25 protein-coding genes and 1 pseudogene are annotated in these 24,397 nt (G+C 71.2%); 21 read left to right on the top strand and 5 right to left on the bottom strand.

The window, feature by feature from the left end; translation table 11 throughout:
• Positions 1 to 59: 59 nt before the first annotated feature.
• From lepB to C3V38_RS15005, 7 genes are all read left to right on the top strand, one after another.
• Entirely contained in the window at positions 60 to 824 is a 765-nt protein-coding gene (gene lepB, locus C3V38_RS15035) for a signal peptidase I (protein ID WP_061914391.1), read from the top strand.
• A gap of 35 nt (positions 825 to 859) precedes the next feature.
• On the top strand, positions 860 to 1,528 hold the full coding sequence (locus tag C3V38_RS15030) for a ribonuclease HII (protein ID WP_371412155.1): 669 nt from the start codon (positions 860 to 862) through the stop codon (positions 1,526 to 1,528).
• The gene (locus tag C3V38_RS15025) at positions 1,525 to 1,830 is read left to right on the top strand and encodes a DUF2469 domain-containing protein (RefSeq protein ID WP_007632861.1); all 306 of its coding nucleotides are present in this window, start codon (positions 1,525 to 1,527) and stop codon (positions 1,828 to 1,830) included. Before C3V38_RS15030 ends, C3V38_RS15025 begins: the two co-directional genes overlap by 4 nt.
• A gap of 143 nt (positions 1,831 to 1,973) precedes the next feature.
• Complete coding sequence (locus tag C3V38_RS15020; RefSeq protein WP_061914386.1) at positions 1,974 to 2,369, top strand: YraN family protein; 396 nt, start codon at positions 1,974 to 1,976, stop codon at positions 2,367 to 2,369.
• A 2-nt stretch (positions 2,370 to 2,371) separates the two neighbouring features.
• Positions 2,372 to 3,889: a YifB family Mg chelatase-like AAA ATPase gene (locus C3V38_RS15015; RefSeq protein WP_106386192.1), complete on the top strand. Its 1,518-nt coding sequence runs from the start codon at positions 2,372 to 2,374 to the stop codon at positions 3,887 to 3,889.
• Entirely contained in the window at positions 3,889 to 5,094 is a 1,206-nt protein-coding gene (gene dprA / locus C3V38_RS15010) for a DNA-processing protein DprA (RefSeq protein ID WP_106386191.1), read from the top strand. The genes C3V38_RS15015 and dprA overlap by 1 nt, the downstream gene beginning before the upstream one ends.
• Before the next feature lie 58 nt (positions 5,095 to 5,152).
• Positions 5,153 to 6,121 carry a tyrosine recombinase XerC gene (locus C3V38_RS15005; protein ID WP_106386190.1) on the top strand — a complete coding sequence of 323 codons (969 nt, stop codon included), beginning with the start codon at positions 5,153 to 5,155 and terminating at the stop codon, positions 6,119 to 6,121.
• A gap of 21 nt (positions 6,122 to 6,142) precedes the next feature.
• Here the strand turns inward: C3V38_RS15005 and C3V38_RS15000 are convergent, their stop codons facing one another.
• On the bottom strand, positions 6,143 to 6,799 hold the full coding sequence (locus C3V38_RS15000; RefSeq protein WP_106386521.1) for a murein hydrolase activator EnvC: 657 nt from the start codon (positions 6,797 to 6,799) through the stop codon (positions 6,143 to 6,145).
• Positions 6,800 to 7,215: 416 nt separating this feature from the next.
• Here C3V38_RS15000 and rpsB point away from each other — a divergent pair, with 416 nt between their 5' ends.
• The 5 genes and pseudogenes from rpsB to C3V38_RS14975 all read left to right on the top strand — a co-directional run bounded on the left by rpsB (position 7,216) and on the right by C3V38_RS14975 (position 11,651).
• Entirely contained in the window at positions 7,216 to 8,097 is an 882-nt protein-coding gene (gene rpsB, locus C3V38_RS14995; RefSeq protein WP_007626807.1) for a 30S ribosomal protein S2, read from the top strand.
• Positions 8,098 to 8,306: 209 nt separating this feature from the next.
• Complete coding sequence (gene tsf / locus C3V38_RS14990) at positions 8,307 to 9,131, top strand: translation elongation factor Ts (RefSeq protein ID WP_007626806.1); 825 nt, start codon at positions 8,307 to 8,309, stop codon at positions 9,129 to 9,131.
• Positions 9,132 to 9,382: 251 nt separating this feature from the next.
• A pseudogene (pyrH, locus tag C3V38_RS14985) lies at positions 9,383 to 10,099 on the top strand (UMP kinase); the annotation flags it as partial.
• Positions 10,100 to 10,173: 74 nt separating this feature from the next.
• Positions 10,174 to 10,731, top strand: a complete 558-nt coding sequence (frr, locus tag C3V38_RS14980) for a ribosome recycling factor (RefSeq protein WP_007626804.1) — start codon at positions 10,174 to 10,176, stop codon at positions 10,729 to 10,731.
• A gap of 41 nt (positions 10,732 to 10,772) precedes the next feature.
• Positions 10,773 to 11,651, top strand: coding sequence for a phosphatidate cytidylyltransferase (locus tag C3V38_RS14975; RefSeq protein ID WP_106386189.1), 879 nt, complete (start codon positions 10,773 to 10,775; stop codon positions 11,649 to 11,651).
• Between the two features lie 73 nt (positions 11,652 to 11,724).
• Here the strand turns inward: C3V38_RS14975 and C3V38_RS14970 are convergent, their stop codons facing one another.
• Positions 11,725 to 12,165 carry a lipopolysaccharide assembly LapA domain-containing protein gene (locus C3V38_RS14970; RefSeq protein WP_007626795.1) on the bottom strand — a complete coding sequence of 147 codons (441 nt, stop codon included), beginning with the start codon at positions 12,163 to 12,165 and terminating at the stop codon, positions 11,725 to 11,727.
• 84 nt (positions 12,166 to 12,249) lie between these two features.
• On the opposite strand from C3V38_RS14970, the gene rlmN reads away from it, so the two are divergent.
• Entirely contained in the window at positions 12,250 to 13,359 is a 1,110-nt protein-coding gene (gene rlmN / locus C3V38_RS14965; protein ID WP_106386188.1) for a 23S rRNA (adenine(2503)-C(2))-methyltransferase RlmN, read from the top strand.
• A 73-nt stretch (positions 13,360 to 13,432) separates the two neighbouring features.
• Here the strand turns inward: rlmN and C3V38_RS14960 are convergent, their stop codons facing one another.
• The gene (locus tag C3V38_RS14960) at positions 13,433 to 13,807 is read right to left on the bottom strand and encodes a DUF2631 domain-containing protein (protein WP_007626791.1); all 375 of its coding nucleotides are present in this window, start codon (positions 13,805 to 13,807) and stop codon (positions 13,433 to 13,435) included.
• Positions 13,808 to 13,970: 163 nt separating this feature from the next.
• Between C3V38_RS14960 and dxr the strand changes: the two genes are divergently transcribed.
• From dxr to C3V38_RS14925, 8 genes are all read left to right on the top strand, one after another.
• On the top strand, positions 13,971 to 15,134 hold the full coding sequence (dxr, locus tag C3V38_RS14955) for a 1-deoxy-D-xylulose-5-phosphate reductoisomerase (protein ID WP_007626789.1): 1,164 nt from the start codon (positions 13,971 to 13,973) through the stop codon (positions 15,132 to 15,134).
• A 3-nt stretch (positions 15,135 to 15,137) separates the two neighbouring features.
• Positions 15,138 to 16,358, top strand: a complete 1,221-nt coding sequence (locus C3V38_RS14950; RefSeq protein WP_256386841.1) for an RIP metalloprotease — start codon at positions 15,138 to 15,140, stop codon at positions 16,356 to 16,358.
• A 134-nt stretch (positions 16,359 to 16,492) separates the two neighbouring features.
• Positions 16,493 to 17,641 (top strand): flavodoxin-dependent (E)-4-hydroxy-3-methylbut-2-enyl-diphosphate synthase, encoded by a 1,149-nt coding sequence (gene ispG / locus C3V38_RS14945; RefSeq protein ID WP_165001176.1) that lies wholly within the window; start codon positions 16,493 to 16,495, stop codon positions 17,639 to 17,641.
• A gap of 3 nt (positions 17,642 to 17,644) precedes the next feature.
• Complete coding sequence (locus C3V38_RS14940; protein WP_106386187.1) at positions 17,645 to 18,499, top strand: GNAT family N-acetyltransferase; 855 nt, start codon at positions 17,645 to 17,647, stop codon at positions 18,497 to 18,499.
• Between the two features lie 204 nt (positions 18,500 to 18,703).
• On the top strand, positions 18,704 to 19,204 hold the full coding sequence (locus C3V38_RS14935; RefSeq protein ID WP_254426014.1) for a hypothetical protein: 501 nt from the start codon (positions 18,704 to 18,706) through the stop codon (positions 19,202 to 19,204).
• Positions 19,204 to 19,356: a hypothetical protein gene (locus C3V38_RS17660; protein ID WP_007626779.1), complete on the top strand. Its 153-nt coding sequence runs from the start codon at positions 19,204 to 19,206 to the stop codon at positions 19,354 to 19,356. The genes C3V38_RS14935 and C3V38_RS17660 overlap by 1 nt, the downstream gene beginning before the upstream one ends.
• Before the next feature lie 64 nt (positions 19,357 to 19,420).
• Complete coding sequence (gene map / locus C3V38_RS14930) at positions 19,421 to 20,296, top strand: type I methionyl aminopeptidase (RefSeq protein ID WP_106386186.1); 876 nt, start codon at positions 19,421 to 19,423, stop codon at positions 20,294 to 20,296.
• A gap of 75 nt (positions 20,297 to 20,371) precedes the next feature.
• A complete protein-coding gene (locus C3V38_RS14925; RefSeq protein ID WP_106386185.1) occupies positions 20,372 to 21,850 on the top strand; it encodes an NAD(P)/FAD-dependent oxidoreductase in 1,479 nt (492 codons plus the stop codon).
• A 16-nt stretch (positions 21,851 to 21,866) separates the two neighbouring features.
• Here C3V38_RS14925 and mtr read toward each other — a convergent pair whose 3' ends face one another.
• Together mtr and C3V38_RS14915 are read right to left on the bottom strand one after the other, a co-directional pair.
• Positions 21,867 to 23,267 carry a mycothione reductase gene (gene mtr / locus C3V38_RS14920; RefSeq protein ID WP_007626772.1) on the bottom strand — a complete coding sequence of 467 codons (1,401 nt, stop codon included), beginning with the start codon at positions 23,265 to 23,267 and terminating at the stop codon, positions 21,867 to 21,869.
• 5 nt (positions 23,268 to 23,272) lie between these two features.
• Complete coding sequence (locus C3V38_RS14915) at positions 23,273 to 24,307, bottom strand: alpha/beta hydrolase (protein WP_254426013.1); 1,035 nt, start codon at positions 24,305 to 24,307, stop codon at positions 23,273 to 23,275.
• Between the last annotated feature and the right edge of the window lie 90 nt (positions 24,308 to 24,397).

Raw genomic sequence — 24,397 nt, 5'->3', positions numbered from 1 at the left:
CGTAGAGCGCGTCGGACTCGGCCGCCGTCGGCGGTGCGGGATCGACTACGCTCATCCGGGTGAGCAGCACCGACACGCCCGGACACGAGACCGCCGAGCCGGGACCCCGTGATCACGGGGCCCCGGCTCGCGGCGTCGAGAAGAAGGGCCAGCCCTGGTATATCGAGATCCCGCTGCTGGTGGTGATCGCCCTGGCCCTGGTGTTCGTCTTCCAGACCTTCGTCGGTCGCGTCTACCAGATCCCGTCCGAGTCCATGGAACCCACGCTGCACGGCTGCGCGGGCTGCACGGGCGACCGGATCTTCGTCGACAAGATCAGTTACCGGTTCGGTGATCCCCGGCCCGGCGACGTGATCGTCTTCGAGGGGCCCGATTCGTGGAACGAGGGGTACCAGTCCATCCGGTCGGACAACCCCGTTATCCGCGCCCTCCAGAACATCGGCGGCGTGATCGGCATCGTCCCGCCCGACCAGAACGACATGGTCAAGCGCGTGATCGCGGTGGGCGGGCAGACCGTGGGGGGATGTGCGCCGGACGGGTCGCTCCTCGTCGACGGCCAACCGCTGCACGAGCCCTACCTCAACGAGGACCCGTCGCCGGCCCGTAACCCGTTGAACTGCGCGTTCGGTCCCGTCACGGTCCCGGAGGGCAACTACTGGGTGATGGGCGACAACCGCGGCAACTCCGCGGACTCCCGCTTCCACATGGGAGACGAACACCAGGGCACGGTGCCGGCGGAGAACATCATCGGCAAGGTACAGGCGATCATCCTCCCGTTCGACAGGATCGGGACGGTCTCCTCGCCGGACATCAGCGCGGGGTGACCCGGGCACGTCCCGAGCGCCCGCGAGGGCACCGCCTGCTGCCCACCCGGGCGCGGGTGACCCGCAGGGACGGCCGGCTCGCGCTGGAGGCCGCGCTCGCCCGGCGGGGGCTGGGTCCCGTCGCGGGCGTCGACGAGGCCGGCCGCGGCTCCTGTGCGGGACCGCTCGTCGTGGCGGCGTGTGTGCTCGGTGACCGGCTCCACCCGGAACTCGCGGACCTGGACGACTCCAAGAAGCTCACAGTCGCGGCCCGCGACCGGCTCCACGACGCGGTCCTGCGGCGCGCGAGGGCGGTCTCGGTCGTCGTGATCGAACCGGATCGGATCGACGCGCGCGGGATCCACCGATGCAACATCGAGGGGATGCGTCGGGCGGTCGCCGCCCTGGACCCGCGAGCCGGGTTCGTCCTGACAGACGGATTCGCGGTCGACGGTCTCGGTTGCCAGTCCACGGCGGTGATCGGGGGTGACGCGGTGGTCGCATCCATCGCCGCCGCGAGTGTCCTCGCGAAGGTCACGCGCGATCGGATTATGGTGGACCTCGACTCGCGGTACCCGGGCTACGGTTTCGCCGCCCACAAGGGGTACAGCACCACGGGTCACGCCAGGGCGATCGAGCAGCTCGGTCCCAGCGACATCCATCGGATGTCGTACGCCAACGTCCGTCGCGCCGCGCAGGCGCATTCGAGGAGCAGCACGAGATGAGCGCCGAGGATCTGGAGAACTACGAGACCGAGATGGAGCTCTCGCTGTATCGCGAGTACCGCGACATCGTCGGTCAGTTCACCTACGTCGTCGAGACGGAGCGGCGCTTCTACCTCGCCAACGCCGTCGAGTTGATCCCGCGGTCCGCCGACGGGGAGGTGTACTTCGATGTACGCATGTCCGACGCGTGGGTGTGGGACATGTACCGACCTGCTCGTTTCGTCAAGTACGTGCGCGTCCTGACGTTCAAGGACGTCAACATCGAGGAACTCGACAAACCCGAACTGCGTCTGCCGGAGTAGCCTGCAGGCCCCCGCTCTCCACAGCCCGATCCGCCTCCACAGGAGGCCCCCGGCCCGGTCCGCGACCAGCGGATCGGGCCGTCGTCGTCCGGAAGGGTGTGCCCCGGCGGACCCGGACGGGCCGGGCCGCCGGGAGGACGGCGATGACAGGGGACTGGGCGGGACCCGCCAGGGGCGGCGCGGATCGGCGGCTGCAGACGGGGCGGATCGGGGAGCAACACGCGGCGGGCATGCTGGAGGCCCGCGGTGCGGTGGTGATCAGCCGGAACTGGCGGTGCCCGGTCGGGGAACTCGACCTGGTGGTCCTGGACTCCGCGGGCAGACTGCGCTTCGTCGAGGTCAGGACCCGCACCGGTACGGGTTTCGGCAGCCCCGCCGAGTCCGTCACGGGGAAGAAGCGCCGACGCCTGCGCCTGCTGGCCGCCCACTGGCTGGCGGAGCACCCGGGTCGCTGGCGTCAGGTCTGCTTCGACGTGGTCGGGGTGGATCTGGCCGATCCGTCGCGGCCCCGGCTCGAGTTGTTCGAGGACGTGATGTAGCCGTGGCGCTCGGGCGGACGTGGGCGGTGACCCTGCACGGGGTGGGCGGTCAGATGGTCGAAGTCGAGGCGGACGTGGGACGCGGGCTGCCGGGGGTGAGCATCGTGGGGCTGCCGGATTCGGCGGTGCTGCAGGCCCGGGAGCGGATACGGGCGGCAGTGATCAACAGCGGCCTGTCGTGGCCGGCGGGCAAGGTCGTGCTGTCCCTGTCGCCGGCGGGTCTGCCCAAGCGGGGCTCCGGTTTCGACCTGGCGCTCGCGGTGGGGACCCTCACCGCCTCAGGCGAGCTGCCCGCGTCCTGCTTCGACGGCACGCTGTTGGTGGGCGAGCTCGCCCTCGACGGGCGCGTCCGCGCGGTGCGCGGAGTCCTTCCCGCGGTGCTCGCCGCCCGGGACGCCGGGTTGCCCCGGGCGATCGTCCCGACCGCCAACCTCGCGGAGGCGCGGCTGGTGCGGGGAATCGACTCCGCGGGCCTGGACTCGCTGGCGATGCTCGCGGTGTGGAGCCGCGGTGGCGGTGCACTGGCGTCGGACCCGCCGGCCGCGCGCGCAGTGAACGGGCGGCGCCGCGAGGACCTCGCCGAGGTGCACGGCCAGGACGATTGCCGTCGGGCGGTGGAAATCGCGGCCGCCGGCGGGCACGCCCTCCTCCTGCGCGGGGCGCCGGGGACGGGTAAGACGATGTTGGCACGCAGATTGCCAGGCCTCCTGCCGGATCTGGGGGAGCGCGAGGCTCTCGAGGCCACGGCCGTCCACTCTGTGATGGGTACGCTCGCCCCGAGAGATCCGCTGTTGCGTCGGCCGCCGTTCGTCGCACCGCACCACTCGGCGTCGGTGGCCTCGCTGGTGGGCGGCGGGACCAACGTCGCGCGTCCGGGGGCGGTGACGCTCGCGCACCGTGGGGTGTTGTTCCTCGACGAGTGCGCCGAGTTCCCCGCCCGCGTGCTCGACAGCCTTCGCACGCCCCTGGAGGACGGGGAGGTGAGGATCGCCCGCCGGGACGGCATCTCCGTTTATCCCGCGCGATTCCAGCTGGTGATGGCCGCCAACGACTGTCCGTGTGGCAGCGCACGACCGGACGCGTGCACCTGCACGCCGGACGCTCGGCGGAGGTACGGCCGTTCGCTGACGGGCCCGCTGAGGGACCGGATCGACATCGCTGCCCGCACCCTGCCGATCGGGTCGGGTCTGTTCGCGGTCGGTGAGGTGGAGGACACGGCGGCCGTACGCGCCAGGGTGGCCGCGGCGCGCGCAGCAGCCGCCGAGAGGTGGGCCGGATGCCCGGACGCGGCGGGAGCCCGGGCCAACGCCGAGGTGCCCGGGCGCGTGCTGCGCTCGGTGTGCGGCCTCGACCGGAAGGCGTTGCAGCCGCTCGACCGCGCGCTCGCACACGGGGTGCTGTCCGCGCGGGGCGTCGATCGATGCCTACGCCTGGCGTGGACGGTCGCCGACCTGGACGGGGCGACCGTCCCGCGTGAGCCCCATGTGGCCGAGGCGTTGATGCTCCGAGGAGAGGACTGATGTCGGTGGGCGAGCAGGAGGCCGCGGCAGTGCCGTGGAGCGTCCGCGAGGCGTACGCGTATCTGGGAGCGGTCACCGAGCGGCCGACCGCGCAGTTGTGGGACCTGGTCGACTCGGTCGGCCCGGTCGCCGCGCGGGACCTCATCCGGGCCGGGCGGGCGGGCGAGGCGCTGAACGCCCAGGCCGAGTCCCGTCGTGAGCACGTGGACGGGGCGGCGCTGCTCGACTCGGCCGCGGCCGTGGGCGCCCGTCTCGTGGTGCCGGGCGATCCCGGCTGGCCGGGATACGCTCTCGCGCCGCTCGACCGGCCACGCGGGCGTCGCCGTGACGGCACGGGCGGGGTCCCCACCGCGTTGTGCCCACTGGGGTTGTGGTGGCGGGGGTCGACCGACCCGGAGACGACACTGGGCAGGGCGGTGGCGGTGGTGGGCACCCGGGCACCCACGCCGTACGGACGGACGGTGGCCGCGGATCTGAGCGCTGGGGCCGCGGCGGAGGGGTTCACCGTGGTCTCGGGCGGCGCGTTCGGTATCGACGCGGCCGCGCACCGAGCCGTGCTCGGGGTGCACGGCATGACGATCGCGGTCCTGGCCGGGGGCGTCGACCGCCTGTACCCCCGTGGCAACGACGGCCTGCTCCGCGAGGTCGCGGAGACAGGCGCGGTCATCTCCGCGCAGCCGCCGGGGACCGGGGTGACGCGGTACCGGTTCCTCGACCGCAACCGCATCATCGCGGCGTTGACGGGCGCGACGGTGGTGGTCGAGGCGGCGGCGCGCAGCGGTGCGCTGAGCACGGCGGCGTGGGCGGCGGCCCTCGACCGGCCGGTCGGTGCCGTACCGGGCCCGGTCACCTCGGTCGCGTCGGTCGGTTGCCATCTTCTCCTCCGGGACCGCGGCGCGGTGCTGATCGGGCGCACCGCGGACGTGGTCGAGTTGGCCGGTGAGATGGGGGAGACGGCCCCGCCGCCGGCCGGGGAGGCCACGCCATGGGACGGGATGGACGACGTGACGCGGCGGATCCTCGAGGCGCTCCCGACCTCCGGAGGGGTCGCCCCCGCGGAGGTCGCCAGGTCGGCCGGCATCGCGTCGACCACGGTGCGGGCCGTACTCGGCCGGTTGATGTCGACGGGCGCCGCCGTGCGCGGCCCGGAGGGGTGGCGCAGATCCGAGGACGGGGGGATGCAGCTCAGCCTGCCGGTGTCCTGAGGCGGGTCCCCCCCAGGATGGTTGCGCGCCCGTCGAAGGACCGGGACAATCGGTACGCATGGGACGCTTGCGCACTCGTGAGGAGGATGGGAGCGTGCTTTCCGACCACCTCGAGGAGGTGCTCGACGACTACGTCGAGCACCTCCTCACCGGCAGGTCGCGTTCCGAGGCGACCGCCCGCTCCTATCGATCGGACGTTCGCGGACTGCTCGGCCACCTCGCGGCGGGCGACGGCGGGCCCTCCACGGGCCCGGAGCTCGGAGCCGCGTTGACCCTGCCCGCCCTGCGGGGCTGGCTCGCCGCCCAGGTGGCCGCCGGGGCGGCGCGGTCGACCATCGCGCGCCGGGTCGCGGCGGCGCGCTCGTTCAGCACATGGGCGGCGCGCGCCGGGCTGCTCCCGACCGACGTCGCGGCCAGACTGGAAGCTCCCCGTGCCCGCCGGCACCTGCCGGAGGTCCTCGACGCCACCCAGGCGGGCGAAACCATCCGGACGAGCGAACTCGGCGCGGCCGAAGGCGACCCCCTCGCCGCCCGCGACCGCCTCGTGGTGGAGCTGCTGTACTCATGCGGCATCCGGGTGGCCGAGCTGTGCGGCCTCGATGTCGACGACGTCGACGCGGAACGCCGACTCGTCCGCGTGATCGGCAAGGGCGACCGCGAACGGGCCGTCCCGTACGGAGCTCCCGCCGACCGAGCACTGCGGGACTGGCTCGACACCGGGCGGCCGACCCTGATGAACGCCCGCTCGGGCCCGGCCCTCCTGTTGGGTGCCCGCGGCGGACGCCTGGACCCCCGGGCGGCCCGCAGGATCGTCAACGAGGTGAGCGAGGCCACGCCGGGCGCGCCCCGCGTCTCGCCCCACGCCCTGCGGCACAGCTCGGCCACGCACCTGCTCGAGGGCGGCGCGGACCTGCGACACGTCCAGGAACTGCTCGGACACTCCACGCCGGCGACCACCCAGATCTACACGCACGTCTCGGCCGAGCGCCTCCGCGCCGCCTACCGCGGAGCCCATCCCCGCGCCTGATCGGGTCGCCGCCGCCGCTTCTCAGCCGACGCCGTCGCCGGGCAGTGTGGGCTTGAGACGTATCGGACGGTGGGTGGCGGCCAACAGCGCGAGCGGATCGACGTAGTCGTCGTCGTCACCGGACGGGCCTCCCGAGGCCACCCGCGCGCCCCAGTGCAGACACGCCACCACCGGACACCCGGGGTGGCCGGCGAGGAGTCGGCCGATCCGCGCACCCGCGGCGACGACGTCCCCGGCGCTCACCTCGGCGGCGACCGGTTCGTACGTCGTGCGCAGCCCGCCGCCGTGGTCGATCGACACCACCGGCCGCCCGGCCACGGCGCCTGCGAAGGACACCGTCCCGTCGGCGGGGGAGAGGACGGGTGAGTACGGCTCCGCGGCCAGGTCGACCCCGCGGTGGCCGGGTAACCACCGCCGCGCCGGAGGGTCGAACGGGGTGACCACCGACAGCGGGCCCGTTACGGGGCCGACCATCGCCGGACGTGGACCGACCGACACGGCGCCCGCGGACGTCACCGAGGCGGAGGGCACCGAGGCGGAAGGCCCCGAGGCGGGCGGCACGGAGGCGGGCGGAGCGGCGGAGGCGAGGGGCACGACGACGAGGACGACGACGAGCGCCGCGGTCACGACGCCGGCGGGCGCCCCGTCGCGTCCACCCCGTCCGCGGGACCTGATCATCGCCACGCCACGAGTGCACCGCACCGGCCCGCCCACCGCCAGGGGCGGCGCGCCGGTTGTGGACAGGGTGGACGACCATCCCCAGGGTCAGGCGACCGGTGGCGAGAGGCCCGCCTTGGCTGTGCGGGGCCGAGGGGATATGCTCTCCCGTGCGGTCGACTCTCGTCGATCGACTTCGCGTGTCCTGCGGCGACCCGGTCAACGGCGCCGCATCCGGGCCCCGGGGCTGCAGAAGAGCCCCGGCCTTCCCGGACGTCGGACCAGCAGGTGCCCCCGTATACAGGGGGTCCGGCCCGGCGCGGACACCAGGGCCCGCCGCCGCCCGGCGAGTGGGCACAACCCGATACGTACCAGAAAGCGAGGACGAGGGCCTCGCGGTCCGGCTGCTTTCAAGCCGGACGAGCCCTCAACCCATCATGGCAGTCATCTCCATGAAGCAGCTGCTCGACGCAGGCGCCCACTTCGGCCACCAGACCCGCCGCTGGAACCCGAAGATGCGTCGGTTCATCTTCACCGACCGCAACGGCATCTACATCATCGATCTGCAGCAGACCCTGACGTACATCGACCAGGCGTACGAGTTCGTCAAGGAGACCGTCGCCCACGGCGGCACCGTCCTGTTCGTCGGCACCAAGAAGCAGGCCCAGGAGGCCATCGCCGAGGAGGCCGCCAAGGTCGGGATGCCGTACGTCAACCAGCGTTGGCTGGGTGGCATGCTCACCAACTTCCAGACCGTGCACCAGCGGCTCCTGCGGCTCAAGGAGCTCGAGTCGATGGAGCAGACGGGTGGATTCGAGGGTCGCACCAAGAAGGAGATCCTCATGCTCACGCGCGAGAAGAACAAGCTCGAGCGCACGCTCGGCGGTATGCGTGACATGAGCAAGGTCCCCTCCGTGGTGTGGGTCGTCGACACCAACAAGGAGCACATCGCCGTCGGCGAGGCGCGCAAGCTCAACATCCCGGTCGTCGCGCTGCTCGACACCAACTGTGACCCGGATGTCGTCGATTACCCGATCCCGGCGAACGACGATGCCATCCGTTCGGTCACCGTGCTGACCCGCGTCATCGCCTCCGCCGTCGCCGAGGGCCTGAAGGCCCGCTCGCAGGCCGGCAAGGCCACCGGCGAGGAGGCCGAGCCGCTCGCCGAGTGGGAGACCGAGCAGCTCGACCAGGTCACCGGTGGCGCCGCCACCGAGGGCACCGAGGGTCCCGCCGCGGACGTCACGGGCACCGAGTCGCCCGCCGCCGAGGCCCCCGCGGCCGAGGTCCCCGCCGAGGCCCCGGCCACCGAGGCCTGATCCGCACCTCCAGCTCGAGCGCCATCGGGCCCGGCCGCCCACGATCCCCCAGGGGATCTTCCGGGGGCCGGGCCCGAGGTGTCTTGAGGCGGTGGGCGGCCGTCCCCGGACGCCCCGGCGTCTAGGGTGGAGACGATCGCGCCCGCCGACCGACTCTTCAACACCTTTCCCGACACATCACGAACCCCTTTAAGGAGGGTCGCCCCACCATGGCGAACTACACCGCTGCCGACGTCAAGCGTCTGCGTGAGCTCACCGGCTCCGGGATGATGGACTGCAAGAAGGCCCTGGAGGAGACCGACGGCGACTTCGACAAGGCCGTCGAGGTCCTGCGCATCAAGGGTGCCAAGGACGTGGGTAAGCGCGCCGAGCGCACCACCGCCGAGGGCCTGGTCGCCATCAAGGACGGCGTCATGATCGAGCTCAACTCCGAGACCGACTTCGTCGCCAAGAGCGCCGAGTTCATCGCGCTCGCCGACAAGATCGTCGACGTGGCCGCCTCGCAGGGCATCTCGGACCTCGACGCCCTCAACGCCGCCGAGCTCGACGGTGCCACCGTCGCCGACGCCGTCGTGTCGTTCTCCGCCAAGTCCGGCGAGAAGCTGGTCCTGCGCCGCGTGGGCAAGCTCGACGGCCCGGTCGCCGTCTACCTGCACAAGCGCTCCTCCGACCTGCCGCCCGCCGTCGGCGTCATGGTCGCCTACTCGGGTGAGGGCGAGGCCGCCGAGTCCGCCGCCCGCGCCGCCGCGATGCAGATTGCCGCGCTCAAGGCCCAGTACGTCTCCCGCGACGAGGTCCCCGCCGACATCGTCGCCAAGGAGCGCGAGATCGCCGAGGCCACCGCCCGCGAGGAGGGCAAGCCGGAGCAGGCCCTCCCGAAGATCGTCGAGGGTCGCCTCAACGGCTTCTTCAAGGACGTCTGCCTCCTCGACCAGCCGTCGGTCACCGACAGCAAGAAGACCGTCGGTGCCCTGCTCGACGAGGCCGGCGCGAAGGTCTCGGCCTTCCTGCGCTTCGAGGTCGGCCAGGCCTGATCCGACCCGGACCCGTCACCAGGGGTCCCACACGACGGCGGCACCCGGGGGAATCCCGGGTGCCGCCGTCGGCGTCTGTCGGCGGTCTGCAGACCCGGGTGTCCCCGCGTCCGGCGGGCTGCGGTGTGGCGGCAGGGGCGATAGGGCAGAATGAACGCGGTCCCACCATGGGCCGCACGCCACCCCGACGACACCCCGTCGGGGGCGTTGACGCGCGACACGGGCTCGATCCGCCCGGGACGAGGAGAACGATGACCGACCCGCGGGACGGCTACAGGCGAGTGATGCTCAAGCTGGGCGGCGAGATGTTCGGCGGCGGCGGCGTGGGTATCGACCCGGATGTGGTCCAGTCGGTCGCCCGTCAGATCGCCGAGGTGTCCCGCACGGGGGCGCAGATCGCGATCGTGATCGGGGGCGGGAACTTCTTCCGCGGCGCCCAGCTGCAGCAGCGTGGCCTCGACCGCGCCCGCAGCGATTACATGGGGATGCTGGGCACCGTGATGAACTGCCTCGCCCTCCAGGATTTCCTCGAGCAGGAGGGTGTCTCCACGCGCGTCCAGACCGCCATCCACATGGGGCAGGTCGCCGAGCCGTACATCCCGCTGCGCGCCGAGCGGCACCTGGAGAAGGGGCGCGTCGTGATCTTCGGAGCCGGAATGGGCATGCCCTACTTCTCGACCGACACCACCGCGGCGCAGCGCGCGCTGGAGATCAAGGCCGACGTGCTGCTGATGGCCAAGGCCGTCGACGGCGTGTACTCGGACGATCCGCGCACGAACCCCGATGCCGAGCTGTTCACCCGCATCGAGCACCGCGAGTGCCTCGAACGCGGGTTGAAGGTGGCCGACGCCACCGCGTTCAGCCTCTGCATGGACAACAACATGCCCATCCTGGTCTTCAACCTCCTCACCGAGGGCAACATCGCTCGCGCCGTGGCCGGTGAGCAGATAGGGACCCTGGTCAGCAGCTCTGACCGGAGCAGCCCGGACCGACCCGCCCGCCACCGGACCACAGCCACCGACGAGAACGAAAAGAGACGCACATGATCGACGACACTCTGCTCGAGGCCGAGGAGAAGATGGAGAGGGCACTCGAGCACGTCCGTGACGAGCTCGCCTCCATCCGCACCGGCCGAGCCAACCCGGGCATGTTCAACCGTGTGCTCTGTGAGTACTACGGGACGCTCACCCCGATCACCCAGATGTCCAGCATCACCGTCCCCGAGCCGCGGATGCTGATCATCAAGCCGTATGAGATGTCGCAGATCGGCCCCATCGAGAACGCGATCCGCAACTCGGACCTCGGCGTCAACCCGACCAACGACGGGCAGGTCCTGCGCGTGACGGTGCCGCAGCTCACCGAGGAGCGGCGTCGTGACCTGGTCAAGCAGGCCAAGGCCAAGGCCGAGGACGGCCGGATCGCGGTCCGCGGCGTCCGTCGCAAGGCGATGGACGAGCTCAAGCGCATCCAGAAGGACGGCGAGGCCGGCGAGGACGAGGTCACCGCCGCCGAGAAGGAGCTCGACAAGCTCACCCAGCGCTACGTCGCCGATGTCGACGACCTGGTCAAGGTCAAGGAAGGCGAGTTGATGGAGGTCTGACCTCCCACCCCGATCCGCCCTTCACAGTCGAGGAGTACGCCGTGGACACCGCTCCCCCCGGACCGCCCGGGCCCACCGCCGCGGCCGCCGCACCTCCGTCGCGCGCTGGCCGGGACCTGACCCGAGCCATTCCCGTCGGGGTCGGCCTCGGCGCGCTCGTGATCGCGAGCATCGCCTTCACCCCCCGCGCCTGGTACATCGTCGCCGCGGGAGCAGTCGCGATCGGCACCTGGGAGGTGTTCAAGCGTCTGCGCCAGGCGCGGTTCCGGCTCCCGCTGATCCCGCTCCTGCTGGGCGGCCAGGCGACGGTGTGGGCGGGTTTCCTCAGCGGGGCGGAGGGCGCCTTCGCCGCGTTCGCCGTGACCACCGTCGTGGTGCTGGTGTGGCGACTGCTCATGGGCGGGTTGACCACCGCGCCGAAGAACTACATGCGGGACGCCTCGGTCGCGGTGTTCGTCCTGGTGTGGATCGCCGTCCCGGGCTCGCTGGGCGCCATGCTGTCCGACGGAGAGTTCGGGGCGCAGCGGGTCGTGGCGCTCATCCTGCTGGTCGTGTGCTCGGACGTCGGTGGCTACGTCGCAGGGGTGCTGTTCGGCAGACACCCGATGGTCCCGGCGATCAGCCCGAAGAAGTCCTGGGAGGGTTTCGCGGGGTCGCTGCTGTTCGCCACGGTCGGCGGCGCCGCCGTCGTGGCGACGATGTTCGACGACAGCGTCTGGAAGGGGATCCTGCTCGGCGTCCTCACCGTGTTCACCGCGACGCTGGGCGACCTCGTCGAATCGCAGGTCAAGCGGGACCTCGGCATTAAGGACATGGGGACGATGCTGCCGGGCCACGGCGGTTTCATGGACCGCCTCGACTCCGTGCTGCCCAGCGCCGTCGTCGTCTGGGTCGTCTTCACCTACGTCGTGCCCACCTGAGCGGCCGGGCCCGTATGGGCCGGCCGCGGGACCGCCCGGGCCGACGGCGTGGGGAGCCGCCGGCCCGACGTGGTCAGTGCGCGCGGGCCGAGAGCTTGCGGGCCTTGCGCGCGCGCATCCGCAGCTGGAGGATCCGGAATCCGGCGAACAGTGCCATGATGAGCGCCCCGGCGATCGCCGCCAGGAGGATCAGCACCCCCAGTGGGAGACTGAACTCCCACCCGAGGTAGCGGACGTCGGTCGAGGTCGTGTTCTGCGCGATGAAGATCAGCAGCAGGACCGTCACCAGTGCGCCCAGGACGAGACCGACCCATGCCGATCCCAGGAGGCCGCCGGCGGTGTCGGGGTAGACGTCATCCCCGCTTGCCCGGCCCGGTCGTGGACTGTCGGTCGCCCCGTCCAGGGGGGCCGGCGCCGAGTCGCCGACATCGGTTCGCGCGGCGGGCAGCCCACCCGGCGCGTCGTCTGCGCCCGGATGATCAGGGTCGACGGGATCGTGTGATCGTGTGGCCATAGCAGAACTGTATGTGCTCATCTCCCCGGGCGGCACCGTTGGCGGTGTGTCCTGCGCGTTCGTTTCTGACAGAATGGCCGAATCATGGCTGATCCTCTTCCCCTCGTCTTTGACGCCCCCCGCCGCGGGCTGCCCCCGCGCCACTTCGCCGACCTCGACTCCGACGGCCGAGCGGTGGCGATGGGTGACCTCGGGGTTCCCTCGTTCCGCGGTAAGCAGCTGGCGAACCAGTACTTCGGGCGGCTCGAGGCGGACCCGCGCGAGATGACCGACCTCCCGGCCGATCTGCGTGACCGGGTGGGGCAGGAACTCTTCCCGCCGCTCACCACGTCGCTGCGTCACGTCTCCGCGGACGAGGGCACCACCCGCAAGACGCTGTGGAAGCTGCACGACGGCTCGCTGGTGGAGAGCGTGCTCATGCGCTACCCGGATCGGGCGACGGTGTGCATCTCGAGCCAGGCCGGCTGTGGCATGGCGTGCCCGTTCTGCGCGACGGGTCAGGGCGGCCTCCAGCGGAATCTGTCGACGGCGGAGATCCTCGAGCAGGTCCGCGTGGCGGCGCGGGCGCTGCGGGACGGCGAGATCCCGGGGGGACCGGGGCGCCTGTCGAACGTGGTGTTCATGGGGATGGGTGAGCCGCTGGCCAACTACAAGCGCGTCCTCGCCGCGGTCCGCGGGATCATCTCGCCCCCGCCGTCCGGTTTCGGGCTCTCGCAGCGGTCGGTGACCGTGTCGACGGTCGGGGTCGTCCCCGCCATCCACCAGCTCGCCGAGGAAGGACTCCAGGTCACCCTCGCCGTGTCGCTGCACACCCCCGACGACGAGCTCCGCGACACCCTGGTGCCGGTGAACAACCGGTGGCCGGTGACCGAGGTGATGGACGCCGCCCGCCACTACGCCGACGCCACGGGCCGGCGCGTGTCCATCGAGTACGCGCTGATCCGCGATGTGAACGACCAGGTCTGGCGTGGGGAGATGCTCGGTCGGCTGCTCGCGCAGCGGCTCGGACCCATGGCGCACGTCAATCTCATCCCGCTCAACCCGACCCCGGGGAGCGAATGGGACGCCAGCCCCCGCCACCAGCAGGACGCCTTCGTCGCGGCCGTGCGCGCTGCCGGCGTCTCCTGCACCGTCCGCGACACCCGCGGGTCGGACATCGACGCCGCGTGCGGCCAGCTGGCGGCCGAGGGCTGATCGCCCCACCGACGAGAAGGGCCGCCACCGCTCCGGGGAGCGATGGCGGCCCTTCGTCATGGTCCGCCCGTCGTCAGTGCTTGGCGGGAGCGACGCCCTCCGGGTTCCGGGCTGCCTCGCCGGTCGCGACAGCGCTGGCCGCGGCGTAGTGGTGAGCGGAGACCTCGTGGATCCGGCTCTTCTTGAGGGTGTCGTCCTTCTTGGGACGCAGCGAGATGACCATCCAGATGGCCAGGAACGCGGCGATGCTCACCAGCCAGATGTTCTCGACCCGGCCGATGTGGTTCCCGAAGAGCATCGCCAGGAGGAACAGGACGAAGAACCCGCCCACGGCGACGCCGACCATCCTGCTGTGCTTGTGCCAGCCCCAGGCGACCGAGGGCTCGTCCACGGAACTGATCCCGTTGACGACGATCTCCCTGCTGGTGTGGTGTCCGTCAGCGCTCATGCTCCCCGGTTCTCCTCACGGCTCGCTGGCAGCCCTGCGGGCCGCCGACATCGTGCCCAGTTTGTCACACCGCGTTCTCAGGTCGACGCCTAACCCGCCGCGGGAGGCCCCGAGGGGGTCGTCCGATGCGGCACACACGGCCGTCGGCGTGGACAATGGCGGGGTGACCACGCGCGTTCTCGTCCTCGGCAGTACCGGCTCGATCGGGACCCAGGCACTCGAGGTGACCTCGCAGGCCGGCGCCGACCGCTTCGAGGTGGTCGGTTTGGCCGCCGGTGGTGGCCGCGTCGATCTCCTCGCGGAGCAGATCCGCACGACCGGTGCGCGCTTCGTCGCGGTGTCGGACCCGACCGCGGCAGGGCGGATCGGCTCGGCGTTCCCGGACGTGACGGTCCTGTCCGGCCCGTCCGCGGCGACGCGACTGGTGGACGCGGTCGAGTCGGACGTGGTGCTCAACGGCATCGACGGGTCGAGGGGACTGGGGCCGACCCTCGCCGCCCTGCGCTCGGGCGCCCGGCTCGCTCTGGCCAACAAGGAGTCGCTCGTCGCCGGGGGCGCGCTCGTCACGGGGGCGGCCGCGCCGGGGCAGTTGATCCCGGTGGACTCGGAGCATTCCGCGATGGCGCAGTGCCTGCGTGCGGGCGCGAGCGACGAGGTGGCCTCGCTGGTCCTCACCGCGTCCGGTGGCCCGTTCCGCGGTCGGACGCGCGCGGAGCTGGCCGACGTCACGGCCGAGGAGGCCCTGCGCCACCCCACGTGGGCGATGGGCCGGATGATCACGCTCAACTCGGCGACGCTGGTCAACAAGTCTCTCGAGCTCATCGAGGCGCACCTGCTGTTCGGGGTGCCCTACGACCGGATCGACGTCACGGTCCACCCGCAGTCGGTGGTGCACTCGGCCGTGACCTTCGTCGACGGCGCGACGGTGGCCAAGGCGTCGCCGCCGTCGATGAAGCTCCCGATCGCGCTGGCCCTGGGCTGGCCCGACCGCATCCCGGGTGCGTCGACGCCGCTGGATTTCACCCGCGCGCACACGTGGACGTTCGAGCCGGTCGACACCGGGACCTTCCCCGCGGTCGAGGTGGCCCGCGCGGCCGGCGAGGCGGGTGGCCTGCGCACGGCGGTGTTCAACGCGGCCAACGAGGAGGCCGCGCCGGCGTTCCTCGACGGTCGGATCCGGTTCACGGACATCGTGGACGTGGTGGCGGAGACCGTCGGCGCCGCGGACGAGTGGTCGTCTGATCCGCGGGATCCCGACGACGTCGCGGCGGCGGAGTCCTGGGCGCGGCGGCACGCCGCGGCCATCGTCACGGGCCTGGAGGGCTGAGTCGTGCTGATCGTCGGGATCGTCCTGTTCGCGCTGGGGATCATGGTATCGATCGTGCTCCACGAATACGGGCACATGAGGGTGGCCCTGTGGTCGGGGATGAAGGTGCGCCGGTTCTTCGTGGGCTTCGGCCCGACCCTGTGGTCGGTGCGGCGGGGCGGGATCGAGTACGGGCTCAAGGCGATCCCGCTGGGAGGCTTCTGCGACATCGCGGGGATGACCGCGTACGACCGGCTGCCTCCTGAGGACGAGCCGAAGGCCATGTGGCGTCAGGCGTGGTGGAAGCGCGTCGCGGTGCTGCTGGCGGGGCCGTTCATGAACATCGTGCTGGCGATCGCCCTCTTCTACACGGTCGCCCTGGGGTGGGGGCTGGCCAACCGGGACGTCCAACCGATCCCGACCGACCGGGTCGCCGCGGTGGTCGGTGACACGTGCGCGAGTGCGGACGACTGTGGCATCGGCGTGGGCCCCGCCGGTGAGGCGGGGATCCTCCCGGGCGACCGGATCACCGCCGTCGACGGGGTCCCCGTGGTGAGCTGGGCCGACCTGTCGGAGGTGGTGTCGGCGCGCCCCGGCGAGACCGTGCCGGTGGCGTTGGAGCGGGACGGGGAGGAGGTGACGACGACGACGAGGTTGACGTCGTCGACCGTCGACGGTCAGGAGCGTGGAGCGCTCGGTGTCCGCCTCTCGGAGGACGGGATCCCGCAGGAGATCCTCGACGACCCCGCGTATCAGACGGTCAACACCTATGACGCGCTCTCCGCGGTGCCCGCGACCTTCGTCTTCACCGGCGAGATGGTGGAGGCGACCGTCGAGGGGCTGATCTCGTTCCCGGCGAAGATCCCGGCCGTCGCGGCGTCGATCTTCGGTGCGGAGCGGGCCGAGGACTCGCCGGTGTCAGTGGTCGGGGCCAGCTACATCGGCGGACAGGCGGTCGAGCAGGGGCTGTGGAGTCTGTTCCTGCTCTTCCTGGCCGGGCTCAATCTCTTCCTCGGCGCGTTCAATCTCGTGCCGTTGACGCCGTTCGACGGCGGCCACATCGCGGTGGTGTTCTACGAGAAGATCCGCGACGCGGTGCGGAGGCTGCGCGGGCTGGCCCCCGGCGGCCCGGCCGACTACGAGAAGCTGGCGCCGCTGACGATGGCGGTGTTCGTCCTGCTGATCGGCGTGTCCGCGATCGTCATCACCGCCGACTTCGTCAACCCGATCCTGCTGCCGGGCTGAGCCGACCCACACCCACCTCGCCCCCGTCGCCGGTTACCCGGATAATGGCGGTCGGGACTCGTGGGCACCCGGCCCGCAGCCCCTACGGAAGGCCTGTTGTGAACGACTCATCCTCGATCCCGGTCGGACTGGGTATGCCCGACGCACCGCCGCCGGTGCTGGCGCCGCGGCGCAGAACCCGGCAGCTGTACGTCGGCCCGGTCGGCGTGGGCAGTGATCACCCGGTCTCGGTCCAGTCCATGACCAACACCAAGACGCACGACATCAACTCGACGCTGCAGCAGATCGCCGAGCTCACGGCGTCCGGCTGCGACATCGTCCGCGTGGCCTGCCCGCGTCAGGAGGACGCCGACGCGCTGTCGACGATCGCCCGCAAGTCGCCGATCCCGGTGATCGCCGACATCCACTTCCAGCCCAGGTACATCTTCGCGGCGATCGACGCCGGGTGTGCGGCGGTGCGCGTCAACCCGGGCAACATCAAGGAGTTCGACGGGCGCGTCAAGGAGGTCGCCAAGGCGGCCGGTGACGCGGGCATCCCGATCCGTATCGGCGTCAACGCGGGCTCGCTGGACCCGCGGCTGCTGGCCAAGTACGGCAAGGCCACGCCCGAGGCGCTCGTGGAGTCCGCCGTGTGGGAGGCGTCCCTGTTCGAGGAGCACGGGTTCGGTGACATCAAGATCTCGGTCAAGCACAACGATCCGGTGATCATGGTCGAGGCGTACCGACAGCTCGCCGCCCAGACCGACTACCCGCTGCACCTCGGCGTGACGGAGGCGGGCCCGGCGTTCCAGGGCACCATCAAGTCCGCCGTCGCGTTCGGCGCCCTGCTGGCCGAGGGCATCGGCGACACGATCCGTGTCTCCCTCTCGGCCCCGCCGGCCGAGGAGATCAAGGTCGGCGCGCAGATCCTGCAGTCACTCAACCTGCGACCGCGGAAGCTGGAGATCGTCTCGTGCCCCTCCTGCGGTCGCGCGCAGGTCGACGTGTACAAGCTCGCCGAGGAGGTCACCGCCGGCCTGGAGGGGATGAGCGTTCCGCTGCGCGTGGCCGTGATGGGTTGCGTGGTCAACGGACCGGGCGAGGCGCGTGACGCCGATCTGGGTGTCGCCTCGGGTAACGGCAAGGGGCAGATCTTCGTCAAGGGCGAGGTCATCAAGACGGTGCCGGAGGCGGCGATCGTGGAGACCCTCATCGAGGAGGCCATGCGGATCGCCGACGAGATGGGCGAGACGGTGGGGGAGGCCACTGAGGGCCAAGGCCCCCAGGTCAAGGTCACGCGATAGGCCGTGACCGACACGGCTGCGCCGGACACCGGGATCGGTGGGTGCCGGGAGGTCGGCCCGGGCGAGTCCCGGGCCGTGTCCGATGTGCTGGCGTCCGATCCGCTGGTCGCGGCGCCCGCCGCGGAGAAGTTCGCGACGTCGGGCGTGGTGGCCGGTGCGGACGGGCGGTTCCTCACCCTCGGCGGTCCCGCGCGGTCGCTGGTCTTCGTCGGCAGCTCCGTGCTGCCGCTGCGCGGTGACGACGCCGATCACCGCGCGCTCGGCCGCGCGGTCGCCGGCCTCGGGCTCGGTCCCATGTCCGTCCACGGTCGGCGGGAGCAGGTGGCCTCCCTGTGGCCGGCCCTCCGTGACGCCTGGGGGGAGGCCAGGGAGTACCGGGACCAGCAGTACCTCATGACGCTGGAGCGCCCGGTGGATCCCGCCATGATTCCCGACGGGATCCGTCCGGCCACCCTAGAGGAGTTCGAGTCGGTTCTGGCGGCCGCCGCGGCCATGTATCGCGAGGAGCTGCGCGCCGACCCGTTCGCCGTGGGAGCGGGGATCCCGTTCCGTCGTCGCGTCGCCCGCTCGTTGGCGCGGGGACGGACCTGGATCGGGCTCGAGCGGGGCGAGGTGGTCTTCAAGGCCGACGTCGCCGCTCTCGCCCCGCGGGTCGCGCAGATCCAGGGCATTTGGGTCCACCGGGACAAGCGGGGCGCCGGTCTCGGATCGGGGGGGACGGCCGCGGTGTGCGCGGCGCTCCGGTCCCGCGGGCTCACGCCGTCGCTCGTGGTGAACGGGGCCAATGTCGCCGCCCGCGCCGCCTACCGCCGCGTCGGCATGACCGACGCCGTCGACTACGCGACGGTCCTGCTGTGATCGGCACGGCCGCCGCCGCGCGGGCCCGACCCCGAGCGGGGTACCGCGGCCACCGCGGCTTCGGCCCGGGTCGGGCGCTGTGGGACAGTGGACCGGAAGTCGGATCGTGAGCTCGGATTTCTCGAATCGCACGGAGGGTAGGACGGCGATGGACAGGACAGCGACGGTGATCACCGGACAAGGCACCTCGCAGGGGAGGGCCGCGTGAGCGTTCCCGCCCCTGCCACTGGGCCCGTCACCACTGGACCCGTCACCACCGGGCCCGTCACCACCGCGGCCGTCACGACTGCGCCCGTCACCGGGGCGCCGGTCGGCGGTGCCGTGGCCGATCCGGGTTTCCGGTCGCAGCGTGGAGCCGACCGGGTCATGCGGCGCCTCCTCGGTATCCATGAGATCGACAGGAAGGCCGGCTCGGGCGCGCACCGGGCGTTCCGGATCTCCGTTCTCGTGTCCGCCGTGCGCTGCCTCATCACGTACCTCGCGATCCCGATCCTCGTGCCGCTGCTCAGCTTGTCCGGGTGGGTGGCGGCCCCGGTCGGCATCGCGCTGTGCGTCATCGCCGTAGTCAACGGAGTGGTGAGTGTGCGGCGTTTCTGGGCGTCCGACCACGCCCGGCGCTGGACCTACACCGCCTTCATGGGCGTCGTGTTCGTCATCCTCGGCGTGGCCATGGTCTCCGAGTTGAGCCGGTTGGGGGTGATGTGATGGATCCGCGACAGGACCCCGACACCGGGGCCGAGCAGGACGACCGGGTGGAGCCCGACGAGACCGGCCGGTCCCCGGGCGGCGACGTGCTCACCATGTGCCTCTTCGGGGCCATGGTGATCATCGCCTCGATCTGTTTCGTCATCTGGTGACCCGCCGCCCCCGCCCGTGAGTACCGGCGGGGCCGGTCGGCTCGACGCGGCCTATCCTGGTGGTATGACCACCTCCACCCGCCAGCCCCTCGTCCCCGGTGACCCCACCCCGATACGGACGGTGCCCGACTCGATCCCGCGTCCGGAGTACGTGTGGCGCGACCGCGTCGACGAGGCCAACGGCGAGGCGTGGGTGCAGCCGCCCGAGGTGATCGACGCGATGCGCGTGGCCAGCAGGATCGCGGCGGACGCGCTCGTCGCCGCCGGCGAGGCCGTCGCGCCGGGCGTGACCACGGACGAGATCGACCGGGTCGTCCACGAGTACCTGTGTGACCACGGGGCCTATCCGTCGACGCTGGGGTACAAGGCGTTCCCCAAGTCGTGCTGCGTCTCGCTCAACGAGGTCATCTGCCACGGCATCCCGGACACCACGGTAATCCGGGACGGAGACATCGTGAACGTGGACGTGACGGCCTATATCCAAGGCGCGCACGGCGACACGAACGCGACGTTCCTCGCCGGCGAGGTCAGCGACGAGGTGCGACTGCTGGTCGAGCGGACCGAGGAGGCGATGAACCGCGGGATCAAGGCCATCCGCCCCGGACGCGAGGTCAACGTCATCGGTCGCGTCATCGAGTCCTACGCCCGGAGGTTCGACTACACGGTGGTCCGTGAGTTCACGGGTCACGGCGTCGGGCCGACCTTCCACAACGGTCTGGTCGTCCTGCACTACGACGACCCGTCGCGGACCGAGGTGCTCGAGCCGGGCATGACGCTGACCGTCGAGCCGATGATCTCCCTCGGCGGCCCGGGATTCGAGGTCTGGGACGACGACTGGACCGTGACGACCGCGGACAAGGCGTGGACCGCTCAGTTCGAGCACACGGTCGTCGTGACCGAGGACGGCTACGAGATCCTCACCCTGCCCTCCGGCTCCTGACCCGCCCGGACCGGAATATGGACGGTCGTCCCGATGCGGCCTGGAGCGTGGACACGACAGTGCATACTGTCCAGCATGATCGACTCGCCCCGTGGACCCGTGGACCAGATCGACCTGTTGGTGGTGGGCGCCGGTTTCGGCGGTATCGCCATGGCCGACCGTCTCCTGCGCGAGGGGCGGGGCCGCGACTTTCTCGTCCTCGAGGCCGCCGACGAGGTCGGCGGGACCTGGCGCGACAACACGTACCCGGGCTGCGCCTGCGATGTGCCGACGGCGTTGTACTCGCTGTCCCGTCACGCCCACCCCGGGTGGTCGCACTCGTTCGGACGCCAGCCCGAGATCCACTCCTACCTGGTGTCGGTCGCCGACCGTATAGGCCTACGGGAGCGGCTCGTCACGTCGTGTGAGGTGACCGCGGCGAAGTGGGACGCGACCGAGGGGATGTGGGTCGTCGACACTAGTCGCGGGCAGGTGCGGGCGCGTCACCTCGTGGCGGCGACGGGCGCTCTCTCCGCACCGTCGGTTCCCCGTCTCCCGGGACTCGACTCGTTCGAGGGGGAGGTGTTCCACTCCGCCCGGTGGCGACACGACATCCCACTCGAGGGCAAGAGGGTCGCGGTGGTGGGCACCGGGGCCTCCGCCGTGCAGTTCGTCCCCGAGATCGCGGGGACGGCCGAGCACGTGACGGTGTTCCAGCGGACACCCGGGTGGATTCTGCCCCGGCTCGACCGTCCGATCTCCGAACGCCGCAAGAAGCTGTACCGGCGACTGCCGCTCCTGCAGAAACTCGTCCGCGGGCGCATCTATCTGGGGCGCGAGCTGTACGTCGTCGTGTTCACCCGCGCGCAGTTCCTGCTGCGCTTCTTCGAGTGGTTCGCGCGGTTCTACCTCTTCCTCAAGGTCCGCGATCGCCGCATGCGCAGAGCGCTCACCCCGGACTTCTCGATCGGCTGTAAACGTGTCCTGCTCACCAGCCACTGGCTCCCCGCACTGACGCGCCCGGACGTGACCCTCGTCCCCGGAGCGGCGTCCGCGGTCACGCCGCGAGGATTGGTCGCCGACGACGGGACCGAGCACGCGGCGGACGTGATCATCTTCGGCACCGGGTTCCAGCCGACCGAGCCACCGATCTCGAAGGTGATCACCGGAGCGGACGGCCGCACGCTCGCCGAGCACTGGGACGGTAGCCCGCGCGCCCACAATGGCGTCACCGTCGCCGGCTTCCCCAACCTGTTCCTGCTCTACGGACCCAACACCAATCTGGGGCACTCGTCGATCGTGTACATGCTGGAATCGCAGGCCGGGCACGTCCTCCGCCTGCTCGAGCTGGCGGAAGGATCGGGGAGCGGGACCATCCAGGTGCGGGCCGAGGTGGAGCGGGCCTACGCCGATCGCATGGACCGGGAGCTGGCCCACACGGTGTGGAATCAGGGCGGGTGCTCGAGCTGGTACATCGACTCGCGCGGCCGGAACTCGCTGCAGTGGCCGACGTTCACGTTCCGGTACCGCGAGCAGGTCCGCGCCGTGGACCCGGAGGACTTCGTCCTCACCTGACCGCGTCGGCCGCGGACTAGAAACCGCGGTCGGGGAAGTCCAGCCCGAGGAGCGCGTTCTCGACCACCTCGGCCATCGCCGGATGGATCCAGTACTGACGCCGCGCGAGATCGGGCACCGTGATCTCGAACTCCATCGCCTGGATGAGGATCTGGATCAGCGACGGCGCGTGGGCACCCATGATGTGGGCGCCGAGCAGGAGGCCGGTCGCCCGGTCGGCGATGAGCTTGCAGCAGCCGACCGAGTCCTCCATCGCCCAGCCGTAGGCCACGTCGCCGTAGTCCTGGGTCTTGACGGTCACGTCGTACCCCGCGGCCCGCGCCTCCGACTCGGTGAGGCCGACCGACGCGATCTGCGGCCACGTGAAGACCGCGTACGGGACGTTGCTGTGGTGGAACGGGTGCAGATCGTCGGGGTGACGCAGGTTGTGCCCGAGCACGCGCTGTTCGTGGTTGGCGACGTGCTTGAGCTGGAACGGCGAGCTCACGTCGCCCAGCGCCCACACCCCGTCGGCGGTCGTGCGGCCGTACTCGTCCACCCGGACCCGGGCGCCGTCCATCTCCACCCCGGCGGAGTCGAGCCCGAGCAGATCGCCGTTCGGCGTGCGCCCGGTCGCGACGAGGAGCGCGTCGCCCGAGCAGCTCGAGCCGTCCTCGAAGCTGATCTCCACGCCCCGACGGTCCTCACCGGTCGCGGTCATGCTGGTGATCTCCTGACCGAGTCGCACGTCCCAGCGACGCCCGGCCGCGGCGGTGAACCGCTCCGCGAGTTCGCGGTCGAGATGCTTGAGCAGCACGTCGGAGCGGCCGATCACGGTGACCTCCACACCGAGGGAGGAGAAGATGTGTGCGAACTCGCAGGCGATGAAGCCGGATCCCTGGATGACGATGGACTTCGGCAGCTCCGGGATACGCATCACGTCGTCGCTGGTGTGGTAGGCCACGCCGGCCTCGGTGACGATGTCGGGGATCGACGGACGGCCGCCGGCGGCGATGACGACGGAGTCGGCGGTGATGATCTCCCCGGTACCGGTGTCGATCGTGCGCGGCCCGACGAACCGCGCGTGACCGTCGTACACCGTGATGTTGTCGCAGCGGTGACGCCGGTAGTCCTCGCCGCTGGCGGCGATGGGGTCGATCCGGCGTTCGAAGACCCGCGAGACGATGTCCGGCCACCGGACGCCGTCGAGCGTCGAGTCGACCCCGTAGGTCGACGAATGGGTGACCGAGGTGGCCGTGTCCGCCGCGTAGACGAACATCTTGGTGGGGATGCACCCGACGTTGAGGCAGGTGCCGCCGAACGTCCCCTTCTCGCAGATCGCGACGGACTTGTCGGCGAACGACTCGTCGACCAGCGAGTTGCCGCTGCCCGTGCCGATGACGACGAGATCGAAGTGGCGCGAGGGGGTCTGTGTCATTGCGGTCAGGACTCCTTGGGGTGTGCGGACAAGGTCTGGTCGAGCCAACGCCCGAGATGATCGAGGACCACCTCGAGCACGTCGGCGCGGGAGAGGAAGACATCGTGGCGGGCGCCGTCGACGGCGACGTCCGTGACGTCCGCGGAGACGCGATCGGCGAACCGTTGCATCGACCGGACGTCGAGGATGAGATCCGTGTCGACGTCGATCTCGCCGCCGCGGGACCTCGTCCCCACCGACGATGCGGTCGAACGCAACAGCAGCACAGGCAACGGCAGACCGACGCCGGCCTGCAGGCGGCGCTGGGCGCGGCGTACCGCGGCGAGCCACCCGGCGCGGACACCCACCCCTCCGGGGGGTTTGAGGGTGGTGTCGAAGTGGAAATCACCGTCGTGGTCGACGTGGGTGCTGATCACGTACCGGTCCGACGTGGGCAACGGCAGCCGGTAGAACGGGCGGACCGAGCCCAACGTCCGGATCACCGGATCGAGCACGGCCCGGGCGCGCTCCGGCACGTCGAGCTGGAACCAGGGGGAGTTCAGCACCACTCCCACGACGGGCTCCAGCGCGGACCGGTCGCGACGCCGCGCCAGCCACAGGGGGACCACCAGGCCACCCGTGGAGTGCGCGAACACGAACACGGGCACGCCCGGGTGCTCGGCGACGATCACCTCGAGCGCCTGATCCAGCTCGTCGTCGTACCTCTCCAGGTCCGTCGTGAAATGAGGCGTCACACCCTCCCGCCTCGACCGGCCACACTTTCGCAGGTCGATGCCGTACGTCGCCATCCCCCGCGCGGCGAGGAACTCGGCCAGGTGCGTGTGGAAGAAGTAGTCGGACAGTCCGTGGACCACGAGAACCGCGGCGTCCGGCCGGACCGGCGCGTCCTCGTGCCGCACCAGGGTCGCCGAGATCGGCCCCTCGCCGTCCGGATCGGTCCCGAGCGGGAGTTCGCGCCGACGATAGGACGGGCCCAGCAGATCGGGGATCCATCGCGGGTCGTCTCCGTGGGCGGCGGGATCGGGGGAGTGCGGCGACACGACGACCACCCTAGTCCGGTGTGCCGCGGCGGCGTCCCCGTGAGTAGGCTTGTAGCCCTGTGGGCGCGGGCCCCCGAGGGACCGCCCCGC

Source organism: Dietzia sp. oral taxon 368 (assembly GCF_002999155.1).
GTDB classification, from domain to species: domain Bacteria; phylum Actinomycetota; class Actinomycetes; order Mycobacteriales; family Mycobacteriaceae; genus Dietzia; species Dietzia cinnamea.
This window is presented reverse-complemented; position numbering and strand designations above follow the sequence as displayed.

Excerpts from the sequence above, each read along its gene's own strand:
- C3V38_RS15025 (WP_007632861.1), top strand. The coding sequence starts at position 1,525 with ATGAGCGCCGAGGATCTGGAGAACTACGAGACCGAGATGGAGCTCTCG.
- C3V38_RS15020 (WP_061914386.1), top strand. The coding sequence starts at position 1,974 with ATGACAGGGGACTGGGCGGGACCCGCCAGGGGCGGCGCGGATCGGCGG.
- dprA (WP_106386191.1), top strand. The coding sequence starts at position 3,889 with ATGTCGGTGGGCGAGCAGGAGGCCGCGGCAGTGCCGTGGAGCGTCCGC.
- C3V38_RS15005 (WP_106386190.1), top strand. The coding sequence starts at position 5,153 with ATGGGACGCTTGCGCACTCGTGAGGAGGATGGGAGCGTGCTTTCCGAC.
- C3V38_RS15000 (WP_106386521.1), bottom strand. The coding sequence starts at position 6,799 with ATGATCAGGTCCCGCGGACGGGGTGGACGCGACGGGGCGCCCGCCGGC.
- rpsB (WP_007626807.1), top strand. The coding sequence starts at position 7,216 with ATGGCAGTCATCTCCATGAAGCAGCTGCTCGACGCAGGCGCCCACTTC.
- tsf (WP_007626806.1), top strand. The coding sequence starts at position 8,307 with ATGGCGAACTACACCGCTGCCGACGTCAAGCGTCTGCGTGAGCTCACC.
- frr (WP_007626804.1), top strand. The coding sequence starts at position 10,174 with ATGATCGACGACACTCTGCTCGAGGCCGAGGAGAAGATGGAGAGGGCA.
- C3V38_RS14970 (WP_007626795.1), bottom strand. The coding sequence starts at position 12,165 with ATGGCCACACGATCACACGATCCCGTCGACCCTGATCATCCGGGCGCA.
- rlmN (WP_106386188.1), top strand. The coding sequence starts at position 12,250 with ATGGCTGATCCTCTTCCCCTCGTCTTTGACGCCCCCCGCCGCGGGCTG.
- C3V38_RS14960 (WP_007626791.1), bottom strand. The coding sequence starts at position 13,807 with ATGAGCGCTGACGGACACCACACCAGCAGGGAGATCGTCGTCAACGGG.
- ispG (WP_165001176.1), top strand. The coding sequence starts at position 16,493 with ATGCCCGACGCACCGCCGCCGGTGCTGGCGCCGCGGCGCAGAACCCGG.
- C3V38_RS17660 (WP_007626779.1), top strand. The coding sequence starts at position 19,204 with ATGGATCCGCGACAGGACCCCGACACCGGGGCCGAGCAGGACGACCGG.
- map (WP_106386186.1), top strand. The coding sequence starts at position 19,421 with ATGACCACCTCCACCCGCCAGCCCCTCGTCCCCGGTGACCCCACCCCG.
- C3V38_RS14925 (WP_106386185.1), top strand. The coding sequence starts at position 20,372 with ATGATCGACTCGCCCCGTGGACCCGTGGACCAGATCGACCTGTTGGTG.
- mtr (WP_007626772.1), bottom strand. The coding sequence starts at position 23,267 with ATGACACAGACCCCCTCGCGCCACTTCGATCTCGTCGTCATCGGCACG.